This is a genomic window from Methyloligella halotolerans (assembly GCF_001708935.1).
Lineage (GTDB): Bacteria > Pseudomonadota > Alphaproteobacteria > Rhizobiales > Methyloligellaceae > Methyloligella > Methyloligella halotolerans.
The window spans coordinates 1-19,589 of record NZ_MASI01000003.1; the positions used below are offsets into that span (position 1 = coordinate 1).

Annotated in this window: 17 protein-coding genes and 1 pseudogene; 13 read left to right on the top strand and 5 right to left on the bottom strand. The window is 63.9% G+C overall.

All coding sequences use genetic code 11. The features are described 5' to 3' along the window. Positions 1 to 289 (top strand): annotated as a pseudogene (locus A7A08_RS16485) (hypothetical protein); the annotation flags it as partial. Here A7A08_RS16485 and A7A08_RS16490 read toward each other — a convergent pair. Continuing rightward, positions 286 to 573: a hypothetical protein gene (locus A7A08_RS16490; protein ID WP_208430587.1), complete on the bottom strand. Its 288-nt coding sequence runs from the start codon at positions 571 to 573 to the stop codon at positions 286 to 288. The pseudogene A7A08_RS16485 and the gene A7A08_RS16490 sit on opposite strands and share 4 nt — an antisense overlap. Here A7A08_RS16490 and A7A08_RS06455 point away from each other — a divergent pair. The 3 genes from A7A08_RS06455 (at position 565) to A7A08_RS06465 (ending at position 3,383) form a co-directional block, all read left to right on the top strand. Beyond that, positions 565 to 2,460 (top strand): autotransporter family protein, encoded by a 1,896-nt coding sequence (locus A7A08_RS06455; RefSeq protein ID WP_141693879.1) that lies wholly within the window; start codon positions 565 to 567, stop codon positions 2,458 to 2,460. The two genes, A7A08_RS16490 and A7A08_RS06455, sit on opposite strands and share 9 nt — an antisense overlap. Positions 2,461 to 2,535: 75 nt before the next feature. Beyond that, positions 2,536 to 3,072 (top strand): L,D-transpeptidase family protein, encoded by a 537-nt coding sequence (locus A7A08_RS06460; RefSeq protein WP_069094713.1) that lies wholly within the window; start codon positions 2,536 to 2,538, stop codon positions 3,070 to 3,072. Next, positions 3,069 to 3,383 carry a hypothetical protein gene (locus A7A08_RS06465; RefSeq protein ID WP_141693880.1) on the top strand — a complete coding sequence of 105 codons (315 nt, stop codon included), beginning with the start codon at positions 3,069 to 3,071 and terminating at the stop codon, positions 3,381 to 3,383. Before A7A08_RS06460 ends, A7A08_RS06465 begins: the two co-directional genes overlap by 4 nt. A 333-nt stretch (positions 3,384 to 3,716) precedes the next feature. On the opposite strand, the gene A7A08_RS06470 is transcribed toward A7A08_RS06465, so the two are convergent. Continuing rightward, positions 3,717 to 5,504 carry an SLC13 family permease gene (locus A7A08_RS06470; RefSeq protein ID WP_069094715.1) on the bottom strand — a complete coding sequence of 596 codons (1,788 nt, stop codon included), beginning with the start codon at positions 5,502 to 5,504 and terminating at the stop codon, positions 3,717 to 3,719. 114 nt (positions 5,505 to 5,618) lie between these two features. Continuing rightward, a complete protein-coding gene (gene secA / locus A7A08_RS06475; protein ID WP_069094716.1) occupies positions 5,619 to 8,381 on the bottom strand; it encodes a preprotein translocase subunit SecA in 2,763 nt (920 codons plus the stop codon). A gap of 459 nt (positions 8,382 to 8,840) precedes the next feature. On the opposite strand from secA, the gene A7A08_RS06480 reads away from it, so the two are divergent. Genes A7A08_RS06480 through A7A08_RS15925 form a run of 4 tightly spaced genes read left to right on the top strand, consistent with a single transcriptional unit; the run spans position 8,841 to position 11,697 of the window. Further along, positions 8,841 to 9,740 carry a peptidylprolyl isomerase gene (locus A7A08_RS06480; protein WP_245290836.1) on the top strand — a complete coding sequence of 300 codons (900 nt, stop codon included), beginning with the start codon at positions 8,841 to 8,843 and terminating at the stop codon, positions 9,738 to 9,740. Between the two features lie 37 nt (positions 9,741 to 9,777). Continuing rightward, on the top strand, positions 9,778 to 11,016 hold the full coding sequence (argJ, locus tag A7A08_RS06485) for a bifunctional glutamate N-acetyltransferase/amino-acid acetyltransferase ArgJ (RefSeq protein ID WP_069094718.1): 1,239 nt from the start codon (positions 9,778 to 9,780) through the stop codon (positions 11,014 to 11,016). 35 nt (positions 11,017 to 11,051) lie between these two features. After that, positions 11,052 to 11,489, top strand: coding sequence for a (deoxy)nucleoside triphosphate pyrophosphohydrolase (locus tag A7A08_RS06490; RefSeq protein ID WP_069094719.1), 438 nt, complete (start codon positions 11,052 to 11,054; stop codon positions 11,487 to 11,489). Positions 11,490 to 11,502: 13 nt separating this feature from the next. Further along, positions 11,503 to 11,697: a Flp family type IVb pilin gene (locus tag A7A08_RS15925; protein ID WP_141693881.1), complete on the top strand. Its 195-nt coding sequence runs from the start codon at positions 11,503 to 11,505 to the stop codon at positions 11,695 to 11,697. A gap of 23 nt (positions 11,698 to 11,720) precedes the next feature. On the opposite strand, the gene A7A08_RS06495 is transcribed toward A7A08_RS15925, so the two are convergent. After that, positions 11,721 to 12,662: a methyltransferase domain-containing protein gene (locus tag A7A08_RS06495; protein ID WP_069094720.1), complete on the bottom strand. Its 942-nt coding sequence runs from the start codon at positions 12,660 to 12,662 to the stop codon at positions 11,721 to 11,723. A gap of 78 nt (positions 12,663 to 12,740) precedes the next feature. Between A7A08_RS06495 and A7A08_RS06500 the strand changes: the two genes are divergently transcribed. From A7A08_RS06500 to A7A08_RS06510, 3 genes are all read left to right on the top strand, one after another. Beyond that, entirely contained in the window at positions 12,741 to 13,556 is an 816-nt protein-coding gene (locus A7A08_RS06500; protein ID WP_069094721.1) for a ComF family protein, read from the top strand. Between the two features lie 90 nt (positions 13,557 to 13,646). Then, positions 13,647 to 13,949: a glutaredoxin 3 gene (gene grxC / locus A7A08_RS06505; protein ID WP_069094722.1), complete on the top strand. Its 303-nt coding sequence runs from the start codon at positions 13,647 to 13,649 to the stop codon at positions 13,947 to 13,949. Further along, positions 13,946 to 14,815 (top strand): carbon-nitrogen hydrolase family protein, encoded by an 870-nt coding sequence (locus A7A08_RS06510; protein ID WP_069094723.1) that lies wholly within the window; start codon positions 13,946 to 13,948, stop codon positions 14,813 to 14,815. The genes grxC and A7A08_RS06510 overlap by 4 nt, the downstream gene beginning before the upstream one ends. 10 nt (positions 14,816 to 14,825) lie before the next feature. Here the strand turns inward: A7A08_RS06510 and ubiG are convergent, their stop codons facing one another. Continuing rightward, positions 14,826 to 15,602: a bifunctional 2-polyprenyl-6-hydroxyphenol methylase/3-demethylubiquinol 3-O-methyltransferase UbiG gene (gene ubiG / locus A7A08_RS06515; RefSeq protein ID WP_069094724.1), complete on the bottom strand. Its 777-nt coding sequence runs from the start codon at positions 15,600 to 15,602 to the stop codon at positions 14,826 to 14,828. 212 nt (positions 15,603 to 15,814) lie between these two features. Here ubiG and A7A08_RS06520 point away from each other — a divergent pair, with 212 nt between their 5' ends. Then, on the top strand, positions 15,815 to 17,113 hold the full coding sequence (locus tag A7A08_RS06520; protein ID WP_069094725.1) for an aspartate kinase: 1,299 nt from the start codon (positions 15,815 to 15,817) through the stop codon (positions 17,111 to 17,113). 74 nt (positions 17,114 to 17,187) lie between these two features. After that, positions 17,188 to 19,446 (top strand): phosphoenolpyruvate--protein phosphotransferase, encoded by a 2,259-nt coding sequence (gene ptsP, locus A7A08_RS06525; protein WP_069094726.1) that lies wholly within the window; start codon positions 17,188 to 17,190, stop codon positions 19,444 to 19,446. Positions 19,447 to 19,589: the final 143 nt, after the last annotated feature.

Genomic DNA, 19,589 nt, shown 5'->3' on the forward strand with positions numbered 1-19,589 from the left:
CAACGCGGGCACTCTAACCGGCGGCGACGGCGGCGGTGCCGAAGGGGGCCACGGCGGCTTTGTCGAATTCAGCGGCGATGATGGACGGGCCGAAGGCGGTGGCGGTGGTGGTGGCGGAACCACCAAGCTGGCGGCGACGGCGCCTTATTTGGCGGTGGTGGCGGCGGCGGCAACAATGAAGTCACCAACAACGTCTCGGGCGGCAACGGCGGCTTTGGCGGCGGCGGTGGAGGCGCAGGGAGTGCCAGCAGTCTGCGCGAGTCCAATGGCGGAGATGGAGGCTATCTAGGCGGCGGTGGCGGTGCCGGTCAGGGCTTCCCCGGGACAAGGGCCGGGAACGGCGGAGACTTCGGCGGGGGCGGCGGAAGTGCCCTCGGTGTCGATGGCGGCAATGGCGGATACGGTGCCGGCGGCGGTGAAGGCGCTCTCGGCGATGGCGGCAGCGGCGGCTTCGGAGGCGGCGGCGCCGCAGGTTTCGGCGGTGCCGGAACGGGTGGTTTCGGCGGTGGCGATGCCGGGACCTCCGGCGGCGGTGGTGGCGCGGCTTACGGCGGTGCGATCTTCGTGCGCCAAGGCGGTACGCTGATCATCAAGGGCGCAGGCCAGATGGGCGGCGGCGACACGACGGCCGGGTCGGGGCATGGAAACGGCAAGGACGGAAAGCAGGCGGGCGCGGGGATCTTCCTCCAGAATGCCGCGGTGAACTTTCAGCCTGATTCCGGCGACGTTCAGACCATCAACGACGCGATCGCCGACGATACGGGCAACGGTTCGAATTCCGGTTCGCTGATCAAATCCGGCGCCGGGACGACGATCCTGAACGGCATCAACACTTATACGGGCCAGACGACCATTTACGGTGGGAACCTCATCGTGAACGGCTCCATTGCCGATTCGGCCGTCATCATGAATGGCGGCACGATCGGCGGCAGCGGCCTGATCGGAGATCTTTCGATCGATCGGGGATCTATCGCCCCCGGCAATTCGATCGGTACGCTGAGATTCTCCGGCAACGTGACGCTGAATAGCGGCGCCACCTATCAGGTTGAGGTCGATGCGGCCGGCAAATCCGATCTGATTGCCGTCGGCCAGACGGCGACGATCAACGGCGCCAAGGTGAGCGTGCTCGCTGAGGGGGGCGCCTATGCGCCCTCGACCCGCTACACGATTTTGACGGCCGATGCGCTGACCGGCCGGTTCTCCGATGTCACGAGCAATTTCTCGTTTCTCGATCCGTCGCTGCTCTACGATGCGCGGAACGTCTATCTGGTGTTGAAGCGCAACGAGACCCTTTTCGCCGATGTCGCGCGGACTCCCAATCAACGGGCTGTGGCGGGCGCGTTGGATGTCCTTCCAACGAATAACGAGCTCTTCCTCGATATCCTGAACCAGACGGAAGCCGGGGCGCGCCAGGCGTTCGATGCTCTGTCCGGCGAGATCCATGCCTCGGTCGGCAGGGCGCTGCTGGACGAAGGACGGCATGTCCGCGACGCGGTCATGGGCCGGATGATCCAGGCCTCTTACGACGGCACGGGCCTCGGGTCCGGCGGTCCGCAAAATACATCCGGCATGATGATGCTGGGCTACGGCTCCAAGGATCTGGGTTCGGATACGTCGCCGCTTCCCGTCGCCGAAGGCCCGACCTTCTGGACCCAAGGGTTCGGGTCCTGGGCGAACTTCGACGGCAACGGAAACGCGGCCAGCCTGGATCGCGATATGGGCGGCTTCATCTCCGGCGTGGACGCCGAGGTGATGCCTGGCTGGCGGGCCGGTCTCGCGGCCGGTTACACCTATACCGGACTCGACGAGAATGCGCGGCTGAGCAGCGCGAACGTCGATGCCTATCACCTCGTGCTCTACGGCTCCGGCAAGGTGGAGCGGTTCAACGTGCGCGGCGGCGGGGCATGGTCCTGGCAGGACATAGAGACGTCCCGCTACGTGGTGTTCCCCGGATTCTCGGAGTTCGAGGACGCCTCCTATGACGGCGACCGGGGCCAGCTCTTCGGCGAGATCGCCTATCCGTTCCTCTACCGGGATATCGGCTTCGAGAGCTCCACCGGCCTCGCTTACGTGCACCAGGAGACCGACGGGTTCACGGAGTCTGGTGCGCTCGCAGCATTGCGGTCCGCCGGCTACAACGAAGATGTGACGTATTCCACGACCGGTGTCCGGGCCGCCACGACGATGACTATGGGTGGGACGGTCGTGACGCCCAGCCTCTCGATTGCGTGGCTGCACGCGTTCGACAGCGTGGATACGGATTTGGCGCTGGCCTTCGCGTCGGCAGGGCCGGATTTCTCCATACAGGGAACGCCGATCGCGCGTGACAGCGCGCTGGTGACTGTCGGCCTCGACTTTGCGATCTCGCCGAATGCGACGCTCAGCTTTGCCTATGACGGACAGTTCGCCTCCGAGGCCGACGAGCACGGCATCAAGGGCCGGGCGAGCTGGAAGTTCTAGCGGACGCCGTGTGCCGGCCGGCGCGGGTCCAAATTCGCCTTGGCAAAGCCCGATTGAGCAGGGCACTTTGCGCCCATGATCTGGCGCATTCTCTTTGCGATCCTCGTGGCCGTGGGTATCGGCGCGGCCATCTTTGCGATGAGCCACGACGGACGGGATATGCTCGACCGGCTGGCGATCAATGCCAAGCGGGCCGAGAACGTGGCGCGCTGGGGCGCCGATCGTCCGCTGCCGGGCACTCCCGACTTGGCGAAGCTCGACGAGCGGCTTAAGGCCGAAGGGGTGAAGGTCGGCGATCCCGTCTTCATCCGCCTGTTCAAGCTGGAATCGGAGCTGGAGCTCTGGATGGCGCGGGAGGACGGAGAGTATGTCCGCGTTGCCACCTATCCCATCTGCTACTGGTCCGGGCGGCTGGGGCCGAAGCAGCAGGAGGGCGACCTCCAGGCGCCGGAGGGCTACTACACGGTGAGCGAGAGCCAGCTGAACCCTAACAGCCGCTGGCATCGCTCATTCAATCTCGGCTTTCCGAACACATTCGACAAATCCCATGGGCGGACCGGGTCGTACCTCATGGTGCATGGGGCTGCGCCTCGGTGGGCTGCTACGCCATGACCAACGATGTGGTGGACGAAATCTGGAAGCTGGTGACGGCCGCTTTGGATAACGGTCAGGAACGGTTCGCCGTCATGGCGCTCCCGTTCCGGATGACGGAGCGCAACATGTCGCTCCGTCAGGGCTATGCCTGGAAGGACTTCTGGGCCGAGCTCAAGGCCGGCAACGACCTGTTCGAGAAGAGCCACGTGCCGCCGAAGGCGAGTGTCTGCGATGGGCGGTATGCATTCGCGCCAGGCGAGAAGGGTGCGCCCGCGCCGGAGGTCGAGGAAGGCTGTCCGGGACCGCTGGCTAAGGCGGTTAGCAAGTAGCCGCAGTGTTTCCTTCGGTCCAAGGCGGCATTTATGCTCTGTTGGGTGTGTATTGATCCTCAGCCCAGGGGGTGTCGATGATAGAAGTCAAAGTGGCAGGTCGGCGGGTACCTGTATGGTATCTTGTGCTGACCGCTGTCCCGTTTGTGGTCTTGTTCTTTGGTGACCGATTATTTGGTCTCGGTGTTTGGGGCGCGATTGGGGTCTTTTTCTTGCTGTGGTTTGCCGTTCTATGGATCGGTCAGCGTTGGGAAGACCGGGAGCTAGATCGGAAACTAGCTAGGCGGCAAGACTGATCCCGTTCGAATGCAGGCATACGTTTCGCAGTCGACCTCAAAACGGCCAGAAGAACGCGATGGCAGGCGCGCCGACCAGGAGCACGATGATGCTCAAGGGCAGGCCCAGGCGCCAATAATCCCCGAACCGATAGCCGCCCGGTCCCATAACCAGCGTGTTGCACTGGTGGCCGATGGGGGTGAGGAAGTCGCATGCCGCGCCGATGGCCACGCCCATCAGGAACGGGTCGGGATTTTCGCCAAGCTGCTTGGCGAAGCTCGCAGCGATGGGCGCCATCACAAGAACGGTGGCGGCATTGTTCAGGAAGGGCGTGACCGCCATGGCGACGGCCATGATGAGCAGGAGACTGCCCATAGCGGGAAGATACGTGCCGGCTTCCGATAGCCACATGCCGATGAGTTCGGTGCCGCCGGTGGTGCGCAGGGCGTCGGAAACCGGGATCAGCGCGCCCAGCATGATCAGGATCGGCCAGTCGATCGCATCGTAAGCTTCCTTGAGGGTGAGGGAGCGGAACAGGAGAAGCAGCACGGCGGCGCCGAAGAAGGCCACGGTAACCGGGACGTAGCCGAGGGCCACCAGCACCATGGCCGCAGCCAAGATGCCGACGGGGAGGTAGCTCGGCGTCCGGTCGATGCGGATCGCGCGTTCGGCGAGGGGCAGGCAGTGGAGCGCCCCCAGAGTCTCGGGCATTTGGGTGAGGTCGCCCCGCAGCACGATCACGTCGCCGGCCTGGAGCCTGACCTGGCGGAGACGATTGGCGATGCGGCGGCCGCGGCGGCTCACCGCGAGCAGGGTGACGCCATGGCGGTCGAACAGCTTGATCTGATGGACCGTGACGCCCACCAGCTCCGACTCCTTGGTGATCACCGCTTCCATGAGGCCGATATCGTCTCGGGGCGTGTCGACGGCGGCGTCGTCTGATTGGACGAGCTTGAGCTTTTCGAGCACGACGATGCGCTCGAGCGCTTCAGGCTCGCCCTGAAGGATGAGGACGTCGCCGGGCTTTATGACCACGTTGCCTGCGGGCTGATAGCGACGGCGGCGGTCCCGGAAATGCGCGATGACCTCGACCTCGTTCTCGGACAGATCCTCGAAGGCGCGGATGGTGATGTCCACGCAGGGCGAGTCCTCGGGCACGCTGACCTCGGTGGTGTAGGCCTCCAGGTTGAAGGCCGCATCCATGGTGGGCGCGCCCTTGCGCCCTTGGGGCAGCATGCGCCAGCCAAAGATGAGGAAGACGACGCCGACCACCGAGAGGATGATGCCCACGGGGGCGAAGTCGAACATGGTGTAGGGCTTGCCGAGAATGTCCTCGCGGAGCCCGGAGACGATGATGTTGGGCGAGGTGCCGATCAGGGTCACCGTGCCGCCGAGCAGCGAGCCGAACGCCATGGGCATGAGTAGAGAGGAGGGCGAGGTGCCGGTCCGGCGCGCGAGCTGGAAGGCGACGGGCATCAGCATGGTGAGCGCGCCGATATTCTTTACGAAGCCGGACATGGCGGTTACCGAACCGACCAGAGCGAAGATCTGCCGGTTGGTGGTGGTGAGCAGGCCGCCGACGCTGCGGGCGATGCGCTCGATCACGCCGGATTTGCTGATCGCGGCGCTGACCACAAGTGCGGTGCCCACGATGATGACGATGTCGTTGCTGAAGCCCGTGAAGGCGCGGTCCGGAGGCACGATGCCCACGGCGATGGACGCCAGGAGCGAGAAGAGCGCGACGAAGTCGTAGCGCCAGCGCCCCCAGGCGAAAAGGGCCATCATGCCGATCACGATGGCGAAGGCTAGAAAGCGCTGATCGATAAAGCCGAGATCGAGCGTCATGGTGGCGAGGATCCGCTGCCGGGGGGCGTCATCGGATGATGAAGCAGGTCGACGCTATCCTCTTCATGGTGCGGAAAAGAGACCGGATGCGTCCGCACCCGGCCTAAGCGGATGCTATCGCGGAGAATAGGCTCCGTGGCAATGCTTGTACTTCTTGCCCGATCCACACGGGCAGGCAGCGTTGCGCGGGACCTTGCCCCAGGTTGTGGGGTCGTTCGGATTGATGTCCGTGCTGCGCGAGCGTGCCGAGCGCGTCTTGGCCACGCCCTCGGTGACACCACTCGCCTCCGCCTCGGCCAGGGCGAACTCGTCCTCGCCGGTGCGCGGGTCGAAATGGTGAGCGAACATTTCCGGCTCTTCAAGCTGAGGCGGCTCCTGCTCGGCGCGCTGGACATGCATGAGCTGACGGGTCACCGCCTCGCGCAGATGGCCGAGCATGGATTCGAAGAGGGTGAAGCTCTCGCCCTTGTATTCGTTGAGCGGATCCCGCTGGCCGTAGCCGCGCAGTCCGATGACCTGGCGCAGATGGTCCAGTGTCACCAGATGCTCGCGCCAGAGATTGTCCAGGGTCTGCAGGAGCACCGCCTTCTCGATCTGGCGCATGGTGTCGGGACCGAAGTCGCTGGCCTTCTTCGCGGCCTTCTCGTCGGCCGCGGTCAACAGGCGCTCGGTGATCTCCTGCTCTGCGATGCCTTCCTCCTTCGCCCAGTCGGCGATGGGAAGATTGAGGTCGAAGATCTCCTTCACGTCCTCGTCGAGCCCCTCGATATCCCACTGCTCGGCGTAGGACTTCTCGGGGATGTGCTTGGAGACGAGATCCTCGACCACCTGCTGGCGCATGTCGGCGATGGTCTCGTTGAGGTCGGTCTCCGTCATAAGCTCGCGACGCTGCTCGAAGATGACCTTCCGCTGGTCATTCATCACGTCGTCGTATTTGAGAAGGTTCTTGCGGATGTCGAAGTTGCGGCCCTCAACCTTGGCCTGGGCTTTTTCCAGGGCCTTGTTGATCCAGGGATGGACGATCGCTTCGCCCTCCTGGAGACCGAGCGCCTTCAGCATCCCGTCCATGCGGTCGGAGCCGAAGATGCGCATCAGGTCGTCTTCGAGAGACAGGTAGAAATGGGAGCGGCCCGGATCGCCCTGACGGCCGGAACGGCCGCGAAGCTGATTGTCGATGCGGCGGCTCTCGTGACGCTCGGTGCCGATGACGTAGAGACCGCCGGCGGCAAGCGCCTTCTCCTTCCCGGTCGCAATCTGGGACATGATCTCGTCCTTCTTGCGCTGGATGGCGAGATCGTCGGGCTCTTTGCCCTTTTCCTGCTGCTCTTCGATCCAGGTTTCGAGCAGCATCTCCCAGTTGCCGCCGAGCTGGATGTCGGTGCCGCGGCCGGCCATGTTGGTGGCGATGGTCACGGCGCCCGGCACGCCGGCCTGGGCGATGATCTGGGCTTCCTGCTCGTGATAGCGGGCGTTCAGGACGTTATGGGGCACCTTCTCCTTCTTGAGAATGTCGGCCAGAAGCTCCGACTTCTCGATGGAGGTGGTGCCGACCAGGCAGGGCTGGCCCTGCTTCTGGGCGTCCTTGATTCGCTCGACAATGGCTTTGTATTTCTCGCCGGCCGAGCGGTAGACCTCGTCGTCTTCGTCGCGCCGCTGCATGGGACGGTTGGTGGGCACCTCCACGACGTCGAGGCCGTAGATGTCCATGAACTCGTCCTGCTCGGTCAGCGCCGTGCCGGTCATGCCCGAAAGCTTGTTGTAAAGGCGGAAATAGTTCTGGAAGGTGATCGAGGCGAGAGTCTGGTTCTCCGGCTGGATCTTCACGCCTTCCTTGGCTTCAAGGGCCTGGTGCAGACCTTCGGAATAGCGGCGGCCGGACATCATGCGTCCGGTGAATTCGTCGATGATGACGACCTCGCCGTTCTTGACGATGTAGTCCTTGTCCCGCTGGAACAGTTTGTGGGCGCGCAGAGCCTGGTTCACGTGATGAACCACGCTGACATTCTCAGTGTCGTAGAGGGATTCGCCCTTCAACAGATCCGCGTCGGTCAGCAGCTGCTCGAGATGCTCGTTGCCTGCCTCGGTGAGGGTGACGGTGCGCTGCTTCTCGTCGACCTCGTAATCCTCATCGACGAGCTCCGGCAGAAACTTGTCGATGGTGATGTAGAGCTCGGAGCGATCCTCAAGAGGGCCGGAGATGATCAGCGGGGTGCGCGCCTCGTCGATCAGGATCGAGTCGACCTCGTCGACGATGGCGTAGAAGTGATCGCGCTGGACCATGTCCTCGATCGCGTACTTCATGTTGTCGCGCAGATAGTCGAAGCCGAATTCGTTGTTGGTGCCGTAGGTCACGTCGGCGGCATAGGCGGCGTGGCGCTCTTCGTCGCCGAGATCGTGGAGAATGCAGCCGACGGTGAGGCCAAGGAATTCATAGACCTGGCCCATCCAGGCGGCATCGCGCTTGGCCAGGTAGTCGTTGACCGTGACGACGTGCACGCCCTTGCCGGCGAGAGCGTTCAGATAGACCGGAAGGGTCGCCACGAGTGTCTTGCCTTCACCGGTCTTCATCTCGGCGATGCGACCTTCGTGGAGGACCATGCCGCCCATGAGCTGCACATCGAAGTGGCGCTGGCCAAGGGTGCGCTTGGCGGCCTCGCGAACCGTAGCGAAGGCTTCCGGCATCAGGCTTTCGAGGCTTTCGCCGTCGGCGACCCGCTTGCGGAACTCGATGGTGCGCTGGCGAAGATCGGCGTCCGACAGCTTCTCGACCTCGGGCTCGAGGGCGTTCGTCGCCTCGATCAGGCCGTAGTACTTCTTCAGCTTGCGGTCGTTGGAAGTGCCGAAGACTTTAGCGGCGAGATTGCCGATCGAGAGCATGGGTCAAGCCTTTAAGAGCATCCGCATTGCAGGGGATGGCGAGCAACAGAACAATTTGCTCCGGGGCCGGAGATTTCCAGGCTCGGCGGGGCATTCGAAAACCGGCTGTTTCGGCGCTCTTCTTCCGCCCGGAAAAGGACGTTGCCCTGCAAAAGGCGACCGAAAGCCGCCGGAAACAGTCGGGTGAGACATAAGTGGACCCCGGAACCTTGTCAACGCGAAGACCGACGGCGCCGGTGCCCACCCGATGCTGCGGAAGAGAATGTCGTCGAGCCAGCACATAAGGACGCTTGAGGTGCCAGTTCACCTTAAGACTTCTGCCAAATCGCGTCTTGGCAGCGCACCCTTGCAAGGTTTATGTAGGCGCCCGGGGGAAGCGAGCGAAACGCCTGCTCTCGCGAAGACGAACTCGTCTCTCCGGGGCGATCCGAGGCGGGCCGAAAAAAGGATACAAATCCCGTGAAACGCCCAAGCATCATGCTGCTCGCAGCAGCTTTCATCACATTCTACGCCTTTCCGGCAGCCGCCGCCGACGACAATGTCGTCGCCCGGGTCAACGGCCATGACATCACCGAGCAGGATCTCGATTTCGCCGCTGCCGAGGTTGGCGGTCAGCTTTCGAGCTTTCCGGAGAACGAGCGCCGCCGGATGCTGGTGCAGTTCGTCATCGAGAACGAGCTGATGGCGACGGCCGCCGAAGCGGCCAAGCTCGACGAGGCCGACGATTTCGACGAGCGGCTGGATTATCATCGCCGCCGTGCGCTGCGCGACGCCTATTACGACGAGAAGGTCGAGGGCGCGATTTCGGAGGAGGTCGCCAAGACCATCTACGAAGAGCAGTCCAAGAAGATGAAGGAAGAGAAGGAAATCCGCGCTCGCCATATCCTCGTGCCGACCAAGGAAGAGGCCGAGGAGGTGAAGAAGCAGCTTGAGGACGGCGCCGATTTTGCCGAGCTCGCCCGGGAGAAGTCGCGGGATCCGAGCGCCGAGGACGGCGATCTGGGCTTTTTCGGCAAGGGCCAGATGGTCAAGCCGTTCGAGACCGCGGTGTTCCAGCTGAAGAAAGGCGAGATTTCGGATCCGGTGGAGACCCAGTTCGGCTGGCATATCATCGAGGTCACCGACGAGCGTGCCCGCCAGGTGCCCAAATTCGATGACGTGAAGGAAGCGATCATGGGCAAGCTGCTGCAAAGCAAGGTGCAGAGCTCGCTTCGGGAGCTTCAGTCCGAGGCCAAGATCGAGATCGTCGACGAGGACGTGAAGAAGGCCATGCAGGACGCAGCGATGCGCGGCGAGGTGCCGCCCGGCGCCATGGGCGGTGAAGACGCCGGCGCCGAAGACATCGAAGCCGAGCACTAGGCCGATGACGATGAGCAGGGCGGGAGCGCGTTAGAGCGTGACAAAGATTTCGCCGTTTGCGCCTGCCGTCCTGCCTGCGCTTCCGCCTATCGAGGGCGTGAAGCTTGCGAGTTGCGAAGCCGGGATCCGCTACAAGGGCCGGACCGATCTGTTGCTCGCGACCTTCGACCCCGGCACGACAGTGGCCGGGGTCCTCACCCAGTCGAAAACGTCATCGGCCCCAGTCGAATGGTGCCGCACTCATCTCGGCCACGGGATGGCGCGTGCGCTGGTGGTGAATTCCGGAACGTCCAACGCCTTCACCGGCAAGCTCGGAGAGGCGGCGGTCAAGGCGACCGCGCAAGGGACCGCGGACGCCCTGGGCTGTTTGCCGGCCGATGTCTATCTCGCATCCACCGGTGTGATCGGCGAGCCCCTGAAGGCAGAGCGCATCACCGACCGGCTGGCGGAGCTGACGGCGGCTTGCGTGCCGGAGGGGTTCGAGGGCGCCGCGCGCGCCATCATGACCACCGACACGTTCCCGAAGCTCGCGACCCGGACTGCGGAGATTGACGGGGTCGAGGTGACCCTCAACGGCATCGCCAAGGGCGCGGGCATGATCGCGCCCGATATGGCAACCATGCTGGCCTTCCTGTTCACCGATGCGGCGATCGAGCCGAAGGTGCTGCAAAGCCTGCTGAAGCCGGCGGCGGAGCGGAGCTTCAATTCGGTGACCGTAGACGGCGATACCTCGACCAGCGATACGCTTCTGCTCTTCGCGACAGGAACCGCGACCAAACGTGGCGCACCGCGCATCGGGCTTGCCGACGACGAGCGGCTGGCGGGCTTCCGGGAAGCCCTGGAGGATCTCTGCCTCGACCTGGCTCTGCAGGTCGTGAAGGACGGCGAAGGGCTGACCAAGTTCGCCGAGATCCGCGTGGCGGGCGCTGAAAGCGATGAAGCCGCCAAGGTAATCGCGAAATCGATCGCGAATTCCCCCTTGGTGAAGACGGCCCTGGCCGGCGAAGACCCCAATTGGGGGCGGATCGTGATGGCGGTCGGGAAGGCCGGAGAGCGTGCCGAAAGGGACCGGCTTTCTATCCGCTTCGGCGACATCCTTGTGGCCGAGAACGGCCAGGTGGCGGACAGCTACCGGGAAGAGGACGGCGCGGACTATATGAAGCAGGCCGAACTCGTGATCTCGGTCGATGTCGGCGTGGGAGAGGGCGTTTCGCGGGTTTGGACCTGCGATCTCACCAAGGAGTATGTCGCCATCAACGCCGATTATCGCTCTTGACGCGAAACATACCTTGTTAAGCAAATTCTGCGAGCATGAATAACGATTTGAGGGAAGATTCGACGCATAAGATTCTGCTTGTGTCGGCGTGTGTTCTCCTCAAGCCAGACGGAACGGTCCTGATCGCGAAGCGACCCGAGGGGCGTCCGTTGGCAGGTCTCTGGGAATTTCCCGGCGGCAAGGTGGACGAGGGGGAGGCCCCCGAGACAGCGTTGCTCCGAGAGCTCTCAGAGGAGTTGGGTGTTCGGGTCGTCGAAGACGATATCGAGCCCCTGACTTTCGTGAGCCATGCTTACGAGGCGTTCCACCTGCTGATGCCGGTCTATCTCTGCCGGCGATGGGACGGCGAAGCGCAGGCTCTCGAGGGGCAGGAGCTGGCATGGGTGAGGCCGGAAGAGCTTTCCGGCTTTGACATGCCGCCGGCCGACGAACCGCTTAAGACCACGCTGCGCGGTCTGCTGGACCGCCTATAAAAGGCATACGAGCTTGCAGGACTTCAAACGGAGAGTTGTCGATACGGGGCGCCGCTTCGTCGTGTCCGAAGACGGCACTTCAGCGGTGGAGTATGCCTTCTTCATGCTGATCTCCATCGCCATCATTGCCGCTCTATCCTTCTTCACCGATGCCCTCATCGGTGCCTATCAGGCAGCGGTCAACGCCTTGATGAGCGTGATGGCGTAAGACGCCAACTCCATCTCTACCGCTCAACCCTCACTGTCAGGGCTCCCGTCATCGGGAGTTGGGAAACCGGCCTTCTCGCCCGCGCCACGCTCTTCCGTGTTCAGCGCGTCCGACAGGCGTTGCTTGGCGCTACCCGGCCGCAGAGGCTTCTGCTGGGTCGGGGCGGGCGCCCATCCACTCAGATAGACGATCTCGAACGTCGCCTTGATGCGCCCATCGGGAAGCGAGAAGCGTTCGCGATAGATCTCTTCGGCGCGGCGCAGGGTGCGCCTGAGAAGTGGTGTCCGGCGGCGCTCGTTCAGCACGTTCGCCGCGCCCATGCCGCGGATCTCGTTCATCAGATCCGAAAGGCTTTCGTAGCTGACCGTCAGCGTCTCGGTATCCGTGACCGGAAGTGCGAAGCCCGCCCTCTGGAGCAGGGCGCCGGCTTCCCTTATGTCGGGGAAGGGCGCGACCCGCGGGCTGGCACCGCCTTGCGCCTCGGCCTCGGCGTAGATGAACGCCTCACGCAACTCCTCGAGCGTCCGGGTGCCGAGCAGGCTTGCCATGAACAGCCCGTCCGGCTTCAGGGCGCGGCGGATCTGTATGAGAGCGCCGGGAAGATCGTTGACATGCTGCAGGCTCAGCCCCGAGACGACGAGATCGAGGCTTCCATCGGCGAAGGGCAGCCGCTCCTCGTCGCACACGAGCGCGGGCCGCGGACAGGCGCGGGCCAGCTCCTCACTCAGTTCACCGTGGAAGACCTGGCCGATTTTCGGATTCTCGGCCAGTGCACGGCCGTGCAGCCCCTGGTGGGCTCCGAGATCCAAAGCCAGGGGAAAGTCGCGAAGGATCGCCTGGAGGCGGCCGGCGATCTCCTCGGCGCTGTGGGCGAACAGAAAATCGTGGCGATGATGCAGGCCGGCGTACCGGTCGCGCCGGCGGCGCAAGAGCGCGCGGTCGAATGGTCGGGCCGGGTCGTTCATTGGTGCGTTCCCATGTCGGATGCGGCTGACCGAAAGGCTTGGTCGGCGAATGCCCCGGATATAGCATCCTCGCCGACCATGAGCGATCTATCGGCAAACGACGGACATGTGAGGCGGCGACGGGCCGCCTGGCTGAAGGGCGGCCTCGCCACGCCGTTCCGTGGCGCACTCGGTGCGATGGCCGATTTTCTCCTGCCGCCCGTCTGCATCGGCTGCCGTAAGCCTATCGACCGCCATGGCCAGCTTTGCGGTAATTGCTGGGCCAAGGTCGATTTCATCACGGCTCCCCTTTGCGACCGCCTCGGAATCCCGCTGCCCTTCGAAACGGGGGAGGTCATGCTGTCCGCCGGGGCGATCGCCGACCCTCCGGCCTATGACAGGGCGAGGGCCGCTGCCTGTTACACCACGACCATGCGGGACCTAATCCAAAGCTTCAAATATCGCGACCGGCAAGAGGGGCTGCCGCTTTTCGGGCGCTGGCTGGCCCAGGCGGGCGGCGAGCTTCTCAGGGATGCCGATCTTCTCATTCCGGTCCCGCTCCACCGCTCCAAGCTGTGGTCGCGGCGGTTCAACCAATCGGCGTTGCTGGCGGCCGAAGTGGCTCGTTTGTCGGGAGTGCCGGCAGACGCAAGATTGCTGCGGCGGTTGAAAAAAACCATGAGTCAGGTCGGGTTGAGCGCCGATCAGCGTCGCCGGAACGTTTCCGGCGCGTTTGGCGTTGACGCTGAACGAATGGAAAAACTGAAACAGGCGCGAGTGGTCCTCGTTGACGACGTCATTACCACGGGCGCGACCATCGAAGCGTGTGCACGAGTCTTGCGACGGGCCGGTGCTGCCAGGGTCGATGCCCTGGTGCTGGCGCGGGCCGTCGAACCCACAGCGTTGGTCCCTTAACTTCCTGTTGGAGAGTTTGGCGTGACATTAAGCTCGAACGAGGGAGGCCTGTCGGGCCAACCAAACCGCAAACCGATGAGGGATCAGGGTATGGCGCGTATTACCCTCTATACGACGCAGCTATGCGGCTATTGCCGCGCCGCCAAGCAGCTCCTGATGAGCAAGGGGCTGGATTTCGACGAGATCTCCGTGGATTGGGATCCGGAACTGCGCGAGCAAATGACCAACCGTGCCGGCGGACAGCGGACGGTGCCCCAGATCTTCATCAATGAGCGCCATGTCGGCGGCTATCAGGATCTTGCTACCCTCGACCGCGAGGGAAAGCTTGAACAGTGGCTGTCGGCCGAACCTGAGATGACGTCCGTTTTTGCCGAGGATTCGGCGAAGGCATGACCGGCGATACCCCGGAGCGTTTCCGGGCGGCCCTGGTGCAGCTCCGCAGCGGGCGAAGCATTCTTCCAAATCTCGAAGCGGCGGAGGCATTGATCCGCCGGGCGGCGAGCGAAGGCGCGGATTATATTCAGACGCCTGAGAACACCGCGCTCATGGAGCTGGATAAGCCGCTCGCTTTTGCCCAGGCAGAAGAAGAGCAGGAAAGCCGGCCGCTGCAGCGTATGCGCGAGCTGGCCTGCGAACTTGGCATCTGGCTGCATGTGGGCTCCATCGCCATGAAAGTGGCGGCGGACAAGCTGGCGAACCGGTCCTTCCTGATCGCACCTTCCGGCGAGATCGCCGCACGCTACGACAAGCTTCACATGTTCGACGTGGACCTTCCGAACGGCGAGGTCTATCGGGAATCGGAGACCTATCGCCCCGGCTCCAAGGCGGTTCTGGCTTCGCTGCCCTGGGGCGATCTGGGGCTTACCATCTGCTACGACCTCCGGTTTCCCGCGCTGTACCGCGCGCTGGCCGAAGCCGGAGCTTCCTTCCTAGCCATTCCATCGGCCTTTACCCGTGAGACCGGCCGGGCCCATTGGCGCACGCTGGTGCGGGCCCGCGCCATCGAGACGGGATGCTTCGTGTTCGCGGCCACTCAGGGCGGTTATCATGAGATGGGACGATGGACCCATGGCCACAGCATGATCGTATCGCCTTGGGGCGATGTGCTGGCGGAAGCGGGGGAGGCGCCGCAAATCGTGATCGCCGATATCGATCCCGTCGAAGTGGTGCGCGCCCGCCAGGCCGTGCCTTCCCTGTCGGGGAGCCGGGATTTCGAGTTGGAGATCCACCGGCCGGAACCGGTGCGGGCGGCGTCTTGAAACGTGTCGGCTAGCTCCGCTTGGCGGCGCTGGCGAAATAGTTCACATCCGTATCCTTGCTCAGGCGCCACTCGTCGGTAATGGGATTGTAGACCAGTCCCGTCTCGCCGGTCGGCGTGAGGCCAGCGGCGCGGAAAGCGCCCATCAGCTCGCCCGGGGTCACGAAGCGATCCCATTGATGGGTGCCGGCGGGCACCCAGCGCAGGATGTATTCCGCAGCAACGATGGCGAGCGCATAGGACTTCATTGTGCGATTGATGGTGGAGAAAATCACCGCGCCACCAGGCTTCGTCAGTCCCGCCACCGTCGAGACAAAGGCTCCCACATCGGTCACGTGTTCGACGACCTCCAGGGCGAGAACCGCATCGAAGCTCTCGCCGCGCTCCAGCAGCGCCTCGGCCGTGGCGGCCTCATAGGTCACGTCGAGGCCTGCACCCCCGGCGTGAGCGCGCGCCACGGAAACGGTCTCCCGGGCGGGATCGATGCCGATGACGGTGGCGCCGAGCCGGGTGAGAGGCTCGCAAACCAGACCGCCGCCGCAGCCGATATCGAGGATGCGCAGCCCTTCCAGGCTGCGGGCCTGGTTCGGATCGCGCTCGAAGGCCTGGCAGAGACGGTCGCGCAGGTAGGCGAGACGAACCGGATTGATCCGGTGGAGCGGCTTGAACGGGCCTTCCGGGTCCCACCATTCGGCGGCGAGCTCGGCAAAGCGGCGGACTTCCTCCGGGTCGACATTGGACCGGCTTGCGGTCCCGTCGGCGGCGCGCTCTGTGTCATGGGAGATCATGGGTCATTGGCCTTCGCACCGGAGGGTCTGTCAAGCGGCGCGCCTCGTCGCTCCGAAGACCCTTAACCTGGGCGTACAGCTTCGGTTGCGGGGAATTCCGTCAGTCAGTATGAAGACGACCAGAATAGTGACGTCACTTGGGGCCGGTCCAAGAGGGCCGGCCCTTTCATTGCTTGGGGCAGGCGCGTGACATCCGCCGCTCGGGAGGGGCCATGGCCCTGCTAGTGCTCAAATTCGGCGGCACGTCGGTCGCCGATATCGACAAGATCCGGAATGCCGCCCGCCATGTGAAGCGGGAGATCGACGCCGGCAATCGTTGCGCGGTGGTGGTGTCGGCCATGGCCGGCCAGACGAACCAGCTCATCGCCTGGGTCGAGGATGCGGCGCGTGGGCGTGCGGCCAATGTAGACGGCCATCGCGAGAACGGCGAATCGCAGGGATACGATGCGTGTGAATACGATGCGGTGGTCTCCTCCGGCGAGCAGGTGACGGCGGGGCTCCTGGCTCTGGTGCTGCAATCGCTCGGGGTCAAGGCGCGTTCCTGGCAGGGCTGGCAGATCCCGCTCAATACGGATCCCGTGCATTCCAAGGCGAGGATCACCGGCATCCAGGGCGATGCGCTGCGAGGACAGGTGCTCGATGGCGAGGTGGCCGTGGTCGCGGGCTTCCAGGGCATCGCGCCGGATGGGCGGATCGCCACGTTGGGCCGGGGCGGTTCGGACACGTCGGCGGTGGCGCTCGCCGCCGCGCTTTCGGCCGATCGCTGCGATATCTACACGGATGTCGACGGGGTCTACACGACGGACCCCCGCATCGTGCCCCAGGCGCAGCGGATGAACCGGATTTCCTACGAAGAAATGTTAGAAATGGCCTCGCAAGGGGCAAAGGTCCTGCAGACGCGCTCCGTTGAGCTGGCGATGCAGCGCAGCGTGCCCGTGCTGGTCCGGTCGAGCTTCGACGACGCCGATCAGGACGCGAGCGCGGACCTTGCGGAGCTTGGCACGCTGGTGTGCGAGGAGGATGAGATCGTGGAGCAGAAAGTCGTCAGCGGTATCGCGTATGCGCCGGACGAGGCGAAAGTCACGCTGATCAAGGTGGCCGACAAGCCGGGCGTTGCGGCCGGCGTCTTCGGACCGCTCGCCGAGGCGAACATCAATGTCGACATGATCGTCCAGAACGTTTCCGAGGACGGCCGCTATACGGATTTGACCTTCACGGTCCAGAGCGCGGATTTGGACCGCGCGCTCGACGTGCTACGCTCGAAAAAAGACGAGATCGGCTACGGCGACCTGGACGGGTCGACCAATGTGGCAAAGGTCTCGGCGATCGGCGTCGGCATGCGAAGCCATGCCGGCGTGGCGGCCCAGATGTTTCACGCTCTCTCCGAAAAGGGCATCAACATTCAGGCGATCTCCACCTCGGAGATCAAGATCAGCATTTTGATCGATGCCGCCTATGCCGAGCTGGCGGTACGGACCTTGCACACACTTTTCGGTCTGGACAGCCGGTAGTTCCGCGCCGGGCGGCTTGTCGATCTTGCTAGGATGATGTCGCGGGCGCAGGTGCTCCCGCGAGGAATGTTGTTATGGCCCTTTCAGTGAGCGCACCAAGACAGTTGCTGCGGCGCCTCCGCGAGGTGATGGCGGAGCCCGAAAGCACGCAAGCGCGGCTGGACAAGGTCGTGGTGCTTATCGCGTCCAACATGGTCGCGGAGGTGTGCTCGCTCTACTTGCGCCGCAGGGACGATTCGCTGGAGCTCGTGGCCACGGAGGGTCTGGCGGAGCGCGCCGTTCACAGCACCCATCTGAAACGTGGCGAAGGTTTGGTCGGCCTGATCGCGCAAGAGGCCGAGGCCATGCAGTTTCCGGATGCGCAGAATCATCCGGCCTACTCGTATCGCCCGGAAACCGGCGAAGAAATCTACCACTCCTTCGTCGGTGTGCCGATCCTACGCGGCGGTCACGCTATCGGCGTCTTGACGGTGCAGAACCGCACCCATCGGCAATATACCGATGAGGAGGTCGAGGCGCTTCAGACCACGGCAATGGTCCTGGCTGAAATGCTGGCCTCGGGCGGCATGCTGGCAAACGACGATGTTGGTCCAGGCGAGCGCGACGATGCGCTGAGGATGCAGGTCCTGCCGCTATCCGAGGGTGTGGCTCTCGGCCATGTGGTGCTGCACGAGCCGCCGGTGATGGTCACGAAGCTGATCGCCGAAGATGCGGATCTGGAGCAGCGGCGCCTCGATCAGGCGATCGACGATCTCACGGGAATGATCGACGCCATGCTGGAGCGGGGCGACATGGCGCGGGCCGGGGAGCATCGCGAGGTGCTCGAGGCCTTCCGCATGTTCGCCGATGATCGGGGCTGGCGGCGCCGGCTGGAGGAAGCGCTCCATACGGGCCTGACCGCGGAGGCCGCCGTTCAGCGCGTGCGCAACGATACGCGAGCGCGGATGCTGCGCCAGACCGATGCCCATTCGCGGGACAGGCTGCACGATATCGACGATCTGTCTAACCGGCTTCTTCGTCTGCTCTCGGGCGGCACGGGAACGGCGGCCTCGGGGAACCTGCCCCATGACAGCATCCTGATCGCCCGCAATATGGGCCCCGCGGAGCTCCTCGATTACGACCGGGAGAAGCTGCGCGGCCTCGTTCTGGTGGAGGGCGGCTCGGGGAGCCATGTGGCGATCGTTGCCCGCGCATTGGGCATCGCGGCTGTCAGCCAGGCAAAGGGCATCCTCGAATCGGTCGAGGCGGGCGATGCGGCGATCGTCGACGCGGATGGCGGCGAGCTGCATGTGCGGCCGACCCAGGAGGTCGTGCAGGCCTATTCCGACAAGGTGCGGTTCAGGGCCCGGAGGCAGGCGCAATACGCCGCGTTGCGGTCCGTTCCGGCGGTGACGCTGGATGAGGAGAAGATCTCCCTCAACATCAATGCCGGGCTGCTGTTCGATCTGCCTCATCTGGAGGAGTCGGGGGCCGACGGCATCGGCCTGTTCCGGACCGAGCTGCAGTTCATGATCTCGTCGACCTTCCCGCGGCTCGACCAGCAGACGCGCATGTATAAGGCGATCTTCGATGCGGCTGGCGGCAAGCCCGTGGTGTTCCGTACCCTCGATGTGGGCGGGGACAAGGTGCTTCCCTATTTCCAGGCTGTGAAGGAAGAGAACCCGGCGCTGGGCTGGCGCGCCATACGCATGGCGCTCGACCGGCCGGCGCTGTTCCGTACCCAGATCAGGGCGCTCATGCGCGGCGCGGCGGGCCGGGAATTGCGCATCCTGCTGCCGATGATCGCCGATGTCAGCGAGCTGACCGAAGCGAAGTCCTTCATCACCAAGGAGCTTCAGATCCTCAAGCGCCATGGCAAGCAGGAGCCGTCCCGATTGCTGATCGGCGCCATGGTGGAGGTGCCCTCGCTGCTTTGGCAACTGGATGAGCTGATGCCGCTGGTGGATTTCGTCTCCGTGGGCAGCAACGATCTGATGCAGTTCATGTTCGCTGCCGACCGGTCGAACGAAAAGGTCGCGGGACGGTTCGACAATCTGAACCGGGCCGGGCTGCGGGCTCTTCGCTCGGTCGTTCTGGCGGGCAAGCGCCACGAGGTTCCGATCACGTTATGCGGCGAGATGGCGGGCAAGCCGCTGGAAGCGATGGCGCTCATCGGGCTCGGATTCCGGTCCATTTCGATGGCGCCGGCCTCGGTCGGTCCTGTAAAAGCAATGATTCTCTCGCTCGATGTCGGAGAGACCTCACAAAAACTCCTAACCCTATTGGACGAAGATTCCGGTGAACTAAGGGACCAATTGCAGGCTTTTGCAGTTGAAAAGGGTGTGCAGGTTTAGTGCCACGAGGCCGTAACCTGTGCTTAGTTTGAGAGGAGAGAGGCAAAGCTAGGGGCCGCAGCAGTTGCAAAACCCCAGGCGATAGGTTTGTGTTAATGGAAATTCGCAGGATTTGGGATCGGTTCCCGACGGTGGCACCGGGC